Source organism: Methylobacterium sp. Leaf89 (genome assembly GCF_001422215.1).
GTDB lineage: Bacteria > Pseudomonadota > Alphaproteobacteria > Rhizobiales > Beijerinckiaceae > Methylobacterium.
The window spans coordinates 128,253-141,087 of the sequence record NZ_LMML01000012.1 but is presented as its reverse complement, the minus strand read 5'-3'; the positions used below and the strand labels follow the sequence as shown (position 1 = coordinate 141,087).

The window sequence follows — 12,835 nt, the reverse complement described above, 5'->3', positions numbered from 1 at the left end:
GCGGGGGATGCGAGCTTCTGACGCCCTCCCGCTTTTGCGCCGAACCCCCGGTTCCCGGCGTTGTCGCAGCGGTGATCGCCGGACCGTCGTGATCGGGTGACCCATTTCGAAGCGCAGGTCGCCTCCATCGGGCGGCCCGACAAGCGGAGAGCCGATGGCGCGCGTGACGACGGTTCCACCGGCCGCCCTGATCCTGGGGATCGCCGGGCTGATTCCGTTCCTAGGCTTCGCTCTCCTCGCCTATAGCGGCTCCGATGGCGGCCTCGGCACCATCGGCCTCAGCCCCCGCCTCATGCTCTCCACCTACGGCGCCGTCATCGCATCGTTCCTCGGCGGCATCCGCTGGGGCGCGGCGGCCGCGCGCAATTCGGGCGGCGCGGACTACGCCATCGCGATCCTGCCCTCGCTGATCGCCTGGGCGGCCCTCGCCGCCCCGATGCCCTGGGATCTGCGCATCCTCGGCATCCTCGTGCTGGCCTGGGGCCTCATCGACCAGGACCTGCCGCGCCGCGGCCTCGTCCCGGTCTGGCTCGGCCGCCTGCGCCTGGCCCTGTCGGGAGTCGCCGGGGTCTCGCTGCTCATCGCGGCCTGAATCCCGCTCGGCTCCTCGCACCGTGTCCGGTCGATCGCTTCGGTTGGCTCGCTCGGAACGGGCCCCGTCTCCCGAAAGGAGAGGGGACCGGCGCACTGAAAACGCCGGAGGTCTCGGCCAGAGAGAGGCTCAGTCCTTGCTCAGCATCGCCTTGCCGATGGCGAAGACGCGGCCGTCGCCGAGGAGGTGCGCCGTGAAGCCGGCCGGAAACAGCGGCTCGAAGGCGGCGTTGCGCACGTTGAGCCCCCCCGCATAGGCGCCGAAGGCCGGCATGATCAGCCGGCGCCCGTCGGTGACGAAGCAGCGTCGGCGCACGGCCCGCCCGCGCATCGCGACCTTTCCGCAGGGATGCAGGTGGCCGGAGACTTCGCCCTCCGGGGCATCGACGGTCGGTTCGTGCCGCAGGGTCAGGGCGCCCACCGTCAGCGTCTCGGCGTAGCGGCCGCCGACGCCCTCGCTGACCGCATGGTCGTGGTTGCCGGCGATCCAGACCCAGTCGCGCCCCTCCTGCAGGGCCGCGACCATGGCGCGGTCGCCCGGCTCCATGCGCTCCGGTCCGCGGGAATCGTGGAAGGAATCGCCCAGCGCGACGACGCAAGCGGGGTCGAGCCGCGCGATCACTTCGTGCAGGCAGGCCAGGGTCTCGCGGGTGTCGTAGGGCGGCAGGAACTGCCCGGAGCGGGCCGCATAGGCCGAGCCCTTCTCCAGGTGGAGGTCGGATACCACCAGGGTGCGGTGCGGGGCGAGCCAGAGGCCGCCGCAGAGGTCGAGGGCGAGGGTTTCGCCGGCGAGGGTCAGGCCGGGGGCCCTGATGGTCTTCTCAAGTCTCTGGCCGAGCGCCAAAACCGCGTCCTCTGCGTTCGGGGCAGGGCGTTTCACCACGCGCTCAGGCCAGCGCTTCTTCGAGCAACTGCGCCTCGGCTTCGGCCAGAATCTCGTCGGCGCCCTCGCCGTAGACCCGTTCGCGCCCGATCTCGAGCATCACGGAGACGGAGAGCGGCGAGACGCGATCGAGCGCCTTGTGGATGATTCGCCCCTGGATGCGCCTCAACATCATACCGAGGCGCTTCACGTCGAGGAGTCCGGTTGCCGCATCCTGCCGCGCCGCCTTGAGCAGGAGGTGGTCCGGCTGGTGCTTGCGCAGCACGTCGTAGACCAGATCGGTGGAGATCGTGACCTGCCGGCCGGTCTTGGCCTGGCCGGGATAGCGCCGCTCGATCAGCCCGGCGATCACGGCGCATTGCCGGAAGGTGCGCTTCATCATGGCGGATTCGTCGAGCCAGGCCTCGAGGTCGTCGCCCAGCATGTCCTCGGCGAATAGGGTCTCGAGGAAGTCCGGTTCCCGGCCGATGCGTTCGCCGACATCGCGGTTGAGCCAGATGGCGATGCCGTAATCGTTGGCGGCAAAGCCCAGGGGCCGCATCCGCGCCCGTTCCAGGCGGCGGGTGAGCAGCATGCCGAGGGTCTGGTGCGCGAGCCGCCCCTCGAAGGGAAAGGCCGTCAGGTAGTAGCGCCCGGCGCGGGGAAAGGTCTCCACCAGCAGTCCCGTGGGACCGGGCAGGACCGAGCGGGTCCGCTGCTGCAGGAGGTAGTCCGAAACCTGGCGCGGCAGCCGGTCCCATTCGAACGGATCGGCGATCAGGGCACGCACCCGCGCCGCCAGGAAGGTCGAGATCGGGAACTTCGCCCCCGCATAGGACGGGATCGCCGGGTCGGTGCCCGGCCCCGCGCGGGTCGCCAGGGCCTCGTCCTCGGACAGGCCCTCGAAGCGCAGCACCTCGCCGGCGAACAGGAACGTGTCGCCCGGCGTAAGGGTGTCGGCGAAGTCTTCCTCGATCTCGCCCAGCACCCGGCCACCGCGGGGCAGGATCGCGCCCGGCTTGCCGCGCACGCCGCGGGCGAGCCGGACCTTCACCTTAGCGGATTCGACGATGGTGCCGACGTTCATCCGGTATTGCTGGGCGATGCGGGCATCGCGCACCCGCCACAGGCCGTCCGGCCCGCGCAGGATCTTGGCGAAGCGCTCGTAGGCCCGCAGGGCGTAGCCGCCGGTGGCGACGTAATCGACCACCGCCTCGAAATCCTCCCAGGACAGGGTGGCGTAGGGGGCGGCCGAGACGATCTCGGCGTAGAGCTGCACCGCGTCGAAGGCATCGGCACAGGCCATGCCGAGGACGTGCTGGGCCAGCACGTCGGGGGCGCCGAGGCGGGCGTCGGGCGTGTCCTGGGCGGCGGCCTCCACGGCGTCGAGGGCGGCCTGGCACTCGAGCATCTCGAACCGGTTGGCCGGCACGAGATAGGCCTTCGACGGCTCGTCCATGCGGTGGTTGGCGCGGCCGATGCGCTGCATGATCCGGCTCGCCCCCTTGGGGGCGCCGATATTCACCACGAGGTCGACGTCGCCCCAGTCGATGCCGAGGTCGAGGGTGGCGGTGCAGACGATCGCCCGCAGCTGGCCCGCCGCCATGGCGGCCTCGACCCGCCGGCGCTGGGTGGCATCGAGCGAGCCGTGATGCAGGGCGATGGGATAGTTGGCGTCGTTGATGCGCCAGAGTTCCTGGAAGGTGTACTCGGCCTGGAGCCGGGTGTTGACGAAGACCAGCACGGTGCGGTGCCGCCCGATCAGGTCGTAGATCGCCGGCATGGCCTGCCAGGCGGTATGGCCGGCCAGGGGCAGGGTGAGGCCGGTCTCCAGCATGTGGAGGTCGGGGGCGGCGCCGCCCTTCACCACCACGAGCTCGGCCATGGCCGGGCCGCCCTCTTCCGCTTCGGTGGAGGAGGGGGGGTGTTGCGGAACGAGATACCGTCGCAGCTCGTCCGGCTCGCGCACGGTGGCGGAGAGGCCGATGGCCGTGAGCCCGGGGCTGAGGCGGTGCAGGCGCGCGAGCGCCAGGGACAGGAGGTCGCCGCGCTTCGAGGTGACGAGGGCGTGCAGCTCGTCGAGGACGACGCAGGACAGGCCGGCGAAGAGGTCCGCCGCCTCGCGATGGGCGATGAGCAGGGCGAGCTGCTCCGGCGTGGTCAGCAGGATGTCGGGCGGTCGCGCGATCTGGCGGGTGCGCTTGTGCGAGGGCGTGTCGCCGGTGCGGGTCTCGACGCGGACGGGAAGGCCCATCTCGGCGATGGGCGCATCGAGGTTGCGGGCGATGTCGACGGCCAGCGCCTTCAGGGGCGAGACGTAGAGGGTGTGCAGGCCCCGCGGCTTCGCCGAGGCCGGCCGGTCCGCCAGCGCGGTCAGGCTCGGCAGGAAGCCCGCCAGGGTCTTGCCCGCGCCCGTCGGCGCCACGAGGAGCGCCGAGCGGCCGCCCCCGACGATGTCGAGGAGTTCGAGCTGGTGGGGCCGGGGCGTCCAGCCGCGCGCGGCGAACCACGCGGCGAAGCGTTCCGGCAGCGGGGATGCGACCGCGCGCTTGCTCAGGCCAGGGCCATCAGGAAGCGGTCGATCAGCTCCAGCGCCCGCTCGGTCATCGCCCCGGGATAGCGCACGAAGATGTGGCAGCCGCCCGGATAGATCGCCGTGTGTCCACCGTTGCCGGCGGCCGCCCAGCGGGCCGACATGTACAGCGTGTCGTCGAGGAGCGGATCGTGGGTGCCCACGGTGAACAGGGCCGGCGGCAGGCCCTTCAGGTCGGCATAGACCGGGGAGACGTCGGGCCGGCGCCGGTCGATGCCCTCGCGGACGTAGTCGTTGGCGAAGTTGGTGAGGTCCCGGGTGTTCACCACCAGGCGCTCGTCGCCCCAGTTGCGCACGCTCGGGGTGAGGCCGAGGTCGAAGAAGCCGGCATTGAGGTTCGCCCCCCGGAAGGCGCGGGGCAGGCCGTGCCTGTCGCGCAGACGCAGGAGCACCATCACGGCGAGCTGCGCGCCGGCCGATTCGCCTCCGATGGTCAGGGCGGAGATGCCGAACTCGGCCCGACCGGGACCCGCGAGCCAGAGGGCGGCGGCCTCGCAATCCTCGAGGGCCGCCGGGTAGGGGTGCTCGGGCGCGAGGCGATACTCCACCGACAGGCAGACGAAGCCGCAGACGTCCGCGATGCGTTCCAGCCACGGGTCCTGCTCGTCGGCCGAGCCCCAGACCCAGCCCCCGCGATGGATGTGCAGGTAGGCGCCGCGCAGCTTCGACCATTTCCGCGCATCGGGGCGGATGACGCGCAGCTGCAGGGGGCCGGCGGGCCCGTCGATGGTCAGGATCTCGGCCCGGGCGCTGCGCGGCATGGCCGGCGAGGCCTGCGTGCCCTGGCGGCGGCGCGCCCGGACCTCGGTGATGGGGATCGACCAGGGATCCGCCTGCGCGGCATGCGCGGCCACGATCTCGGCGTTCAGGCGCTGGGTCTCGGGGTCGATCATCGCCGGATCGAACAGGGCGTGGTCGATCATGGAGCGGTTCGTTTCATGGACGGGTCAGTCTGCGGGGCGAGGGTCGGTCGGGGACGACGCAGATCGCATCGTTAAGATGGGACCCTGCACGCGACGGTGCCATCCGTCCCCCGTGCGAAAACGCCGAACGCTCTCGCATGTGTCGTGTTTCGTGCAAACTGTGTCGCCCGCGTCACGGTTCCGCCGGGTTCGCCGGGTTGAGAGGCGGCACCGCCCGGCCCGAGGGCACGGCCCGAAGACCCGGCCGAGAGCATGGTCAAGAACACCGCGAAGAACACCGCCAAGAACCCGGCCAAGGACACGGCGAAGAACATGGCCAAGGATAGGACCCGATGACGCTCGACCACGATCCGCGCCGCCCGCCGTCCTACGGGGGGCAGCCCTATGCCGGCGCACCGATCCCGGAGCCGGGCCGGCGCTCGGCCCTGCGGCGCTTCCTTGGCGGCTCGCCCGCCGCCGTCTTCATGAAGCTCCTGTTCCTGTCGGTGCTGGTCGGCGCCGTGATGGCGACCCTCGGCGTCACCCCCGGCCTGCTGTTCTGGCACGCCTACGACGCGGTGCGGACCCTGATCGACCTCGGTCTCGCCACCTTCCACGATTTCGGCCGCTGGATCCTGGCCGGCGCGGTCGTGGTGGTGCCCCTCTGGCTCCTGTCCCGCTTCTTCGCGGTGTCGAAGTAGCGCGTCGCCCACGAGAAAGGGGCCGGTGTGTCCACCGGCCCCTCGGGAAAGTCAGGACGCGTACGGCGCGTTCAGCGCTGGACGATGACTTTCGCGCCGACCTTGGCGCGGGTGTAGAGGTCGGCCACGTCGTCGTTGGTCATGCGGATGCAGCCCGAGGACACGGCGGTGCCGATCGTCTCCGGCTCGTTCGAGCCGTGGATGCGGTAGATCGAGTTGCCGAGATACATGGCGCGGGCGCCGAGCGGGTTCTCGATGCCGCCCTTCATGAAGCGCGGCAGATCGGGGCGGCGGCGCAGCATCTCGGCCGGGGGACGCCAATCGGGCCACTCGCGCTTCATGGTGATGGTCTGCACGCCACCCCAGGTGAAGCCCGGGCGGCCGACGCCGACGCCGTAACGCAGGGCCTTGCCGTCGCCGAGCACGTAGTAGAGGCGACGCTCGCCGGTGGAGACCACGATGGTGCCCGGGGCGTAGCCGCCGGCATAGGCGACTTCCTCGCGCTGGATCGCCGACATCTGCGGCACGGCCGAGGACGGAGCCATCGGGTCGGCGACGGGCAGGGAGGCGTTGGCGGTGGGGAGCGCGACGGGCTCGTTCTGCGGCCGCACCCGGATGACCAGGGCGTTATCCAGCGGCTGACGGGTGAGCGGGTCGATCTCGTAGGCGGCGGCGGGCGACGCCCACGCGCCCAGCGCGCAGACGAGCCCGGTCAGGGCGGGGGCGAAACGGCGCATCGGAGCCTCTCAAAGGCGAACGTAGTCTGTGGAAACGACTTGGAAAACTTGACGCACGTTACGGTGCGAAGTGTGCCCAAGACGTAAACGCTCACGCTTCAAAGCCAAGCCGAATTTGCACTGCAACGACGCTTGCCGCCGCGTCGTGATTTCATGGCAACACCGTGGCACCTTGGCCGTGCGGGCGTCCCTCAGATGGCGTCAAGGCCGAGGTCGATGATCGGCGCGCTGTGGGTGATCCAGCCGCACGAGATCAGGTCGACGCCGGAAGCCGCCACCGCGCCCACGGTGTCGCGGTTGATCCGGCCCGAGGCCTCGGCGATGGCCCGCCCGTCGATCATCGCCACCGCCTCCGTGAGCTGCTGCGGGGACATGTTGTCGAGGAGCACCGCGTCGGCCTTCACCGAGAGCGCCTGCGCGAGCTGCTCCAGGGTATCGACCTCCACCTCGATCTTCACGAGGTGGCCGGCATAGGCCCGGGCGCGCATGATCGCCGGCACGATGCCGCCGGCGACGGCGACGTGGTTGTCCTTGATCAGCACGGCATCGTCGAGACCGTAGCGGTGGTTCGAGCCGCCCCCGGCGCGCACCGCGTGCTTCTCCAGGGCGCGCAGGCCCGGGGTCGTCTTGCGCGTGCAGACGATGCGGGCCTTGCCGTGGGGCCGGGCCGCCTCGACGAGGGAGGCGGTCGCGGTGGCGACGCCGGATAGGCGGCACAGCAGGTTGAGGGCGACGCGCTCGGCCGTGAGGATGGCCCGGGCCGGGCCGGCCAGGCGGATCACCACGTCGCCCGGCTTCACCCGGGTGCCGTCGCCCCGCTCCACCGTGACGGCGACGCTCGGATCGATCAGCCCGAAGGCGATCATCGCGGTGTCGACCCCGGAGATCACCCCGTCCTGGCGGGCGGCGATGACGCCCTCCAGGCGGGCGCTGGCCGGCACGATGGCGTCGGTGGTGATGTCGCCGGCCCGTCCGAGGTCTTCCAGCAACGCCGCGCGGACGATGGGCTCCACCATCAGGCGGGGCAGGGCAGGCAGCTCTGAGGGATCGGACATGGTCCAGCTTCCGGGATGGAGGACGAGGGCCGGCCCCGCCCCTGGGGACCGGACCGGGTTCGCGAGGCTCAGGCGGCGGCGACGGCCCGGCCGGGCGCGACCGCCTCGGCCATCGCCCAGAGGTCGGACAGCGCCAGCTCGGTATGCACCGGCGCCTCCTGGGCGGGATGATCGCTGCGCCAGTGCGCGCCGCGGCTCTCCCGCCGCGACAGGGCCGAGGCCGCGATGGCGAGGCCGGTCAGGGCGACGTCGCAGCCGCCCCGCGCCGCCGGGGCGAGGTGGCGCACGGCCTCGGCGAGACCGTCCGCCGCGCGCACAACGCCCACCTGCCGCTCCATCATGGTGCGCAGGGCGTCGGGGTCGCCCTCGCTCCGGGGCGTCGCGGCCTCGGCGCGGGCCTGGCCCGGGGCCGGAACGGCGGCGGCGGCCTCGGCGATCGCCGGGGCGAAGGCCATCGCTTCGAGCAGCGAGTTGCTGGCGAGCCGGTTGGCGCCGTGCAGCCCGGTCGAGGCGACCTCGCCGCAGGCGAACAGGCCCGGCACGGTGCTGGCGCCGGTCGCGTCCACCTTCACGCCGCCCATATGGTAGTGCGCGGCCGGCCGGACCGGGATCGCCTGGATTCGCGGATCGATGCCGGCCGCGGCGCAGAGGCCGGCAACCGTGGGAAACCGCGTGGCCATGCGGGCGCCGAGATCGCCGCGACAATCGAGGAAGACCCGCGCGCCGCGGGCCTGCGCCTGGAAGATGCCCCGCGCCACCACGTCCCGCGGGGCGAGATCGCCCCCGGCGATGCCCGCCATGACGGGCGCGCCGGTCTCGTCGATAAGCCGCGCCCCCTCGCCGCGCAGGGCTTCGGTGGCCAGGGGCATCGGATCGGCGCCGGTGGCGATGGCGGTGGGGTGGAACTGCACGAACTCCATGTCGCGCAGCACGGCGCCGGCCCGGACCGCCAGGGCGAGGCCGCGCCCGGTGGCCCCCCGCGGGTTGGTGGTCGAGGCATAGAGCGCCCCGACCCCGCCCGTGGCCAGAACGACGGCGCGGCCCGGCAGGGAGAAGCGCACGCCGTCGCGCTCGCAGACCACGCCGGCCACGGCGCCGCGGGCATCCCGCATCAGGTCGCGGGCCGAGGCCACGAGGATGGTGACGGAGGGCGTGCGCGCGACAACCCGGACCAGGGTTTCGAGCACCATCCGGCCGGTGGAATCCCCGCCGGCCCGGACGATGCGGCGGCGGGAGTGTGCCGCCTCGAGGCCGAGAGCGAGGGCGCCGGCGGCGTCCCGGTCGAAGGGGGCCGCGAGGCCGACGAGCCAGTCGATCAGGCCGGGGCCGGCCTCGGCGACGCGCAGGGCCACGTCGGCCTCGGTCAGCCCGGCCCCCGCCGCCACCGTGTCGGCGGCGTGCAGGGCCGGCGCGTCGTCGCTCCCCACGGCGGCGGCGATGCCGCCCTGCGCCCAGCCGGTGGCGGTGCCGAACCCGAGGGGCGCGGCGGTGACCAGGGTGACGGGGCGCGGCGCGAGGCGCAGGGCCGTGGCGAGGCCGGCGATGCCGGCGCCGACCACGATGATCCGGTCCGAGCCCGGAAGCGCGAAGGAGACCGGGGCGTGCGCGTTCATCGCGTCCGCACCGCGAGCATGCGCTCCACCGCCATCCGGGCGCGCTCGGCGAGGGCGGGCTCCACCGTGACCTCCTCCGTCATGGTCTCCAGGGCGTGACGGATGTTCTTCAGGCTCATGCGCTTCATGTGCGGGCACAGGTTGCAGGGCTTGATGAACTCGATGTCCGGATTGGCCGCCGCGATGTTGTCGCCCATGGAGCACTCGGTCACGAGCACCACCTGCTTGGGGCGCTTCTCCAGGACGAAGTTCATCATCATCGCGGTCGAGCCCGAGAAGTCGGCCTCGGCGACGACCTCCGGCGGGCATTCCGGGTGCGTGATGACGGTGACGCCCGGATAGCTCTCGCGCACCTCGCGGATGTCGGCGGGGGTGAACTGCTCGTGCACCTCGCAATGGCCGGCCCAGGTCAGGATCTCGACCTCGGGCACCATCGCCTGGACGTTCTGCGCCAGGAACTCGTCCGGGATCATCAGCACGCGCGGTGCGTTCAGCGAGCGCACCACCTCGACGGCGTTGCCGGAGGTGCAGCACAGGTCGGATTCGGCCTTCACCGCCGCCGAGGTGTTGACGTAGGTGACGATCGGAACGCCCGGGTACTTCGCCCGCAGGCCGCGTACGTCCGCCGCCGTGATCGAGTCGGCCAGGGAGCAGCCGGCCCGGCTGTCGGGGATCAGCACCGTCTTGCCCGGGTTCAGGAGCTTGGCCGTCTCCGCCATGAAGTGGACGCCGGCGAGCACGATGACGTCGGCATCCACGGTCACGGCCTCGCGGGCCAGCGCCAGGCTGTCGCCGACGATGTCCGCCACCGTGTGGAAGATCTCCGGCGCCTGGTAGTTGTGGGCCAGGATGACGGCGTTGCGGGTCTTCTTCAGTTCGAGGATCGCGGCGACGTCCTCGGCCAGGGCGGGCCACTCGATCGCCGGCACGTGACGGCTCACGCGGGCGTAGATGTCCGGCAGGGGAAAGCCCGCGGGGAGGCCTCGGGAAGCCGGGCCGATCGGGAGACTGGTCGCCGCCATTGACGCGTCCTCACTTATGCTCAAACTGAGCATTGTGCCGACTAACGTAGGCGGCCCCGATCGCCTTGTCCAGATATACAGGGTTTGAGCATAACGTTTTTGCGATGCGAAAATGACGCTGCACCGCGAATGTCATTCGGGTCCGGTAGGGGGGTCAGGCGGGGCGGCGGACCGGGCGCAGGCGGAAGCCCGGGGCCGGGCGCTCCAGCAGAACCTCGCGGCGGAAGCGCACCAGGCGGGCCGGGCGGCCGGTCGCGCCGCTGGTGACGTCGTCGGTTTCCTCCACCAGACCCTGTTGCGCCACGAGGCGGCGGAAGTTCTGCTTGTGCAGGTTGGTGCCGGACAGGGCCTCCACCGTGCGCTGCAGCTGGAACAGCGTGAAGGTCGGGGGCATCAGCTCGAACACCACCGGGCGGTACTTGATCTTGCCCCGCAGGCGGCCGATCGCGGTGGCGAGCACCCGGCGATGGTCGAGGGCCATGGGCTGGCCGGTGATCGCGAGGTCGTCTTCGCGGGCCTCGCCGGACTGGCCCTGCGCCTCCGGGATCAACCCGGCCTCGAACAGCAGCTCGTAGCGCTCCAGCACCCGCTCCTCGTTCCAGGCGCCGCCGCAGAGGCCGAAGGTCAGGCCGAGGCGGTCCTCCCGCCGGCGGCGCAGCTTCGGGTCGGGGGCCTGCTCGGCCCAGGCCAGGAGCTGGGTCTCGATCTCGCCGAGGGATTCGGGCCGGCCCTCCCGCCAATCCTCCCAGGGCAGGTAGCGGTACCAGTTGCGCCAGGAGGCCTCCGCCAGTCCGCCGGGACGTACCTCGCGCACCAGGGCGAGATAGGCCACCGACAGGGAGTGCAGGCCGCCGGCATCGTCGCCCTGCCGGTCGCGGTCGCCGAAGGTGTAGAGCTGCTCGACGTAGCCGAGGCGCTGGTGGGTCTGGCGCTCGACCCAGGCGCGCAGGCCGCGCTCCAGCGTCGGGTGCTCGGGCACCAGGGGCCCCGCCGGGAGGCCGTCCGAGCGGCCCCTGGCCTGGCCTCCGACCTGGACCGTGAGGGCGCGCGGCTCGCCGTCGGTGGCGGCGACGATGACGGCCACGAGCCCGACGGCGGAGGGATTGGAGAGCGCCCCCTCCGAATCCCGCTGGGTCTCCTCCGCCGTGGTCACGCGCCCCGATCCCCGCCGCTATCCGTCTGGTCCGCCTTGCCTACCCCTGCTCATGGCACATCGCGGCGGCGTGATGAATGTGGAAAAACCGCCGCGGCGCATTCGTCCCAAGGGGGGTATCGGTGCATGCGCCCCCAGTCGGGATCGGGGCGGACGCCTCAGGGCTGGCTGCGGGGCAGGGCGCGGGCGGGGTTGCCCACCACCGTGGCGCCCTCGGGAACCTCGCGGGTGACGACGCTGCCGGCGCCGATGATGGCGTGGTCGCCCACGGTGATGCCGGGGAGCAGGATCGCGCCGCCGCCGATCCAGACGTTGCGGCCGATCCGGATCGGGCGGGCGAATTCGAGGCCGGCCTCCCGCGGGCCGGGCTCGCGCGGATGGTCCGGCGTGAGGATCTGGACGCCGGGCCCGATCTGGGTGCGGTCGCCGATGCTGACCGGGGCGCAATCGAGGATGACGCAGCCGAAGTTCAGGAAGACGTGGGCGCCCAGGCTGATGTGCAGCCCGTAATCGCAGTGGAACGGCGGCCGGATCACCGCGCCGTCGCCCACCGCGGCGAGGCGTTCGCGCAGGAGGTCGCGGCGGATCGCGGGGGTCTCCGCCAGGGCCGCGTTGTAGCGTTGCATCCAGACCTTGCAGGCATGGCTGTCGGCGTGAAGCTCCGGGTCGTCGGGATCGTAGATCTCGCCGGCGAGCATCTTCTGCTTCTGCGTGCGGTCCATGCGCGGAGCGTGTCCCTGTCTGGCTGGCTGGCGGTCGGGTTCGGGGGTGGCAACGCGACACCGCGCCGGAAAGCTCCGCCCTTGCCGGAGCTTCCGATCGCGGCGGCGCAGCCCTACAGTGCGGCACACCAGCGACGGAACCGGGGAAACGCAGCGTGATCGGACGGGACGAAGCCATCGGACGGAGCCGGCCGGTCGACCTACGGCTCTACGGCCTCCTCGATACCGGCGTCTCCGGCACCGACGGCGCGCGCCTCGCCGCGATGGCGGCGGAGGCCGTGCAGGGCGGGTGCACGCTCCTGCAGTACCGGGAGAAGGCGATCGCGGATGCCCGGGCGGCCCTGGCCCGCATCCGGGCGATCCAGGCGGCGCTGGCGGGCACGGGGGTGCCGCTCCTGATCAACGACCGGGTCGACCTCGCCCTCGCCGCCGGAGTCGAGGGCGTGCATCTCGGGCAGAGCGACCTGCACCCGGCCGAGGCCCGCCGCCTGCTCGGCCGCGCGGCGCTCATCGGCCTCACCCTGAAAACCGGCACCCAGGCCGACGAGCTCTACCGCCTGCCGGTAGACTACGCCTGCATCGGCGGGGTGTTCGCGACGACGAGCAAGGACAATCCCGACCCGCCGGTGGGACTCGACGGCCTCGCCCGCATCGTCTTCCGGGGGCGCCTCGCCCGCGGCGCCGCCTTCCCCCTCGGGGCGATCGCCGGCATCGATTCCAGCAACGCGGCGGCCGTCATCGAGGCCGGGGCCGACGGGATCGCGGTGATCTCCTCGCTCTTTTCCGGCGAGTCGGTGGCCGGGCGCGCCCGCGACCTGCGCTTCCGGGTCGATTCGGCCCTCGCCGCGCGGGGCGTCGCGGCCTAAGCTGCGGAAAACGCCAGG

Annotated in this window: 12 protein-coding genes; 3 read left to right on the top strand and 9 right to left on the bottom strand. The window is 72.2% G+C overall.

The window, feature by feature from the left end:
- Nucleotides 1-154: 154 nt before the first annotated feature.
- Entirely contained in the window at nucleotides 155-592 is a 438-nt protein-coding gene (locus ASF18_RS06930; RefSeq protein ID WP_056217143.1) for a DUF3429 domain-containing protein, read from the top strand.
- A gap of 129 nt (nucleotides 593-721) precedes the next feature.
- Here the strand turns inward: ASF18_RS06930 and pdeM are convergent, their stop codons facing one another.
- Genes pdeM through ASF18_RS06915 form a run of 3 tightly spaced genes read right to left on the bottom strand, consistent with a single transcriptional unit; the run spans nucleotide 722 to nucleotide 4,969 of the window.
- Nucleotides 722-1,435, bottom strand: a complete 714-nt coding sequence (gene pdeM / locus ASF18_RS06925; protein ID WP_056350395.1) for a ligase-associated DNA damage response endonuclease PdeM — start codon at nucleotides 1,433-1,435, stop codon at nucleotides 722-724.
- A 43-nt stretch (nucleotides 1,436-1,478) separates the two neighbouring features.
- A complete protein-coding gene (locus ASF18_RS06920) occupies nucleotides 1,479-4,010 on the bottom strand; it encodes a ligase-associated DNA damage response DEXH box helicase (protein ID WP_056350588.1) in 2,532 nt (843 codons plus the stop codon).
- Nucleotides 4,007-4,969: an alpha/beta hydrolase gene (locus ASF18_RS06915; protein WP_056350586.1), complete on the bottom strand. Its 963-nt coding sequence runs from the start codon at nucleotides 4,967-4,969 to the stop codon at nucleotides 4,007-4,009. Before ASF18_RS06915 ends, ASF18_RS06920 begins: the two co-directional genes overlap by 4 nt.
- A gap of 332 nt (nucleotides 4,970-5,301) precedes the next feature.
- Between ASF18_RS06915 and ASF18_RS06910 the strand changes: the two genes are divergently transcribed.
- On the top strand, nucleotides 5,302-5,649 hold the full coding sequence (locus ASF18_RS06910) for a DUF6460 domain-containing protein (RefSeq protein ID WP_056350393.1): 348 nt from the start codon (nucleotides 5,302-5,304) through the stop codon (nucleotides 5,647-5,649).
- A gap of 71 nt (nucleotides 5,650-5,720) precedes the next feature.
- Here the strand turns inward: ASF18_RS06910 and ASF18_RS06905 are convergent, their stop codons facing one another.
- From ASF18_RS06905 to ASF18_RS06880, 6 genes are all read right to left on the bottom strand, one after another.
- Nucleotides 5,721-6,386, bottom strand: coding sequence for a L,D-transpeptidase (locus tag ASF18_RS06905; protein ID WP_056217160.1), 666 nt, complete (start codon nucleotides 6,384-6,386; stop codon nucleotides 5,721-5,723).
- A gap of 191 nt (nucleotides 6,387-6,577) precedes the next feature.
- Nucleotides 6,578-7,441 carry a carboxylating nicotinate-nucleotide diphosphorylase gene (nadC, locus tag ASF18_RS06900; protein WP_056350391.1) on the bottom strand — a complete coding sequence of 288 codons (864 nt, stop codon included), beginning with the start codon at nucleotides 7,439-7,441 and terminating at the stop codon, nucleotides 6,578-6,580.
- A gap of 68 nt (nucleotides 7,442-7,509) precedes the next feature.
- Entirely contained in the window at nucleotides 7,510-9,054 is a 1,545-nt protein-coding gene (locus tag ASF18_RS06895) for an L-aspartate oxidase (RefSeq protein ID WP_056350389.1), read from the bottom strand.
- Nucleotides 9,051-10,076, bottom strand: a complete 1,026-nt coding sequence (nadA, locus tag ASF18_RS06890; protein WP_056269690.1) for a quinolinate synthase NadA — start codon at nucleotides 10,074-10,076, stop codon at nucleotides 9,051-9,053. Before nadA ends, ASF18_RS06895 begins: the two co-directional genes overlap by 4 nt.
- A 154-nt stretch (nucleotides 10,077-10,230) precedes the next feature.
- The gene (locus ASF18_RS06885; protein ID WP_056217172.1) at nucleotides 10,231-11,229 is read right to left on the bottom strand and encodes a hypothetical protein; all 999 of its coding nucleotides are present in this window, start codon (nucleotides 11,227-11,229) and stop codon (nucleotides 10,231-10,233) included.
- Nucleotides 11,230-11,387: 158 nt separating this feature from the next.
- Nucleotides 11,388-11,951 carry a sugar O-acetyltransferase gene (locus ASF18_RS06880; protein WP_056350387.1) on the bottom strand — a complete coding sequence of 188 codons (564 nt, stop codon included), beginning with the start codon at nucleotides 11,949-11,951 and terminating at the stop codon, nucleotides 11,388-11,390.
- Nucleotides 11,952-12,106: 155 nt separating this feature from the next.
- On the opposite strand from ASF18_RS06880, the gene thiE reads away from it, so the two are divergent.
- Nucleotides 12,107-12,817: a thiamine phosphate synthase gene (thiE, locus tag ASF18_RS06875; RefSeq protein WP_082487182.1), complete on the top strand. Its 711-nt coding sequence runs from the start codon at nucleotides 12,107-12,109 to the stop codon at nucleotides 12,815-12,817.
- Nucleotides 12,818-12,835: the final 18 nt, after the last annotated feature.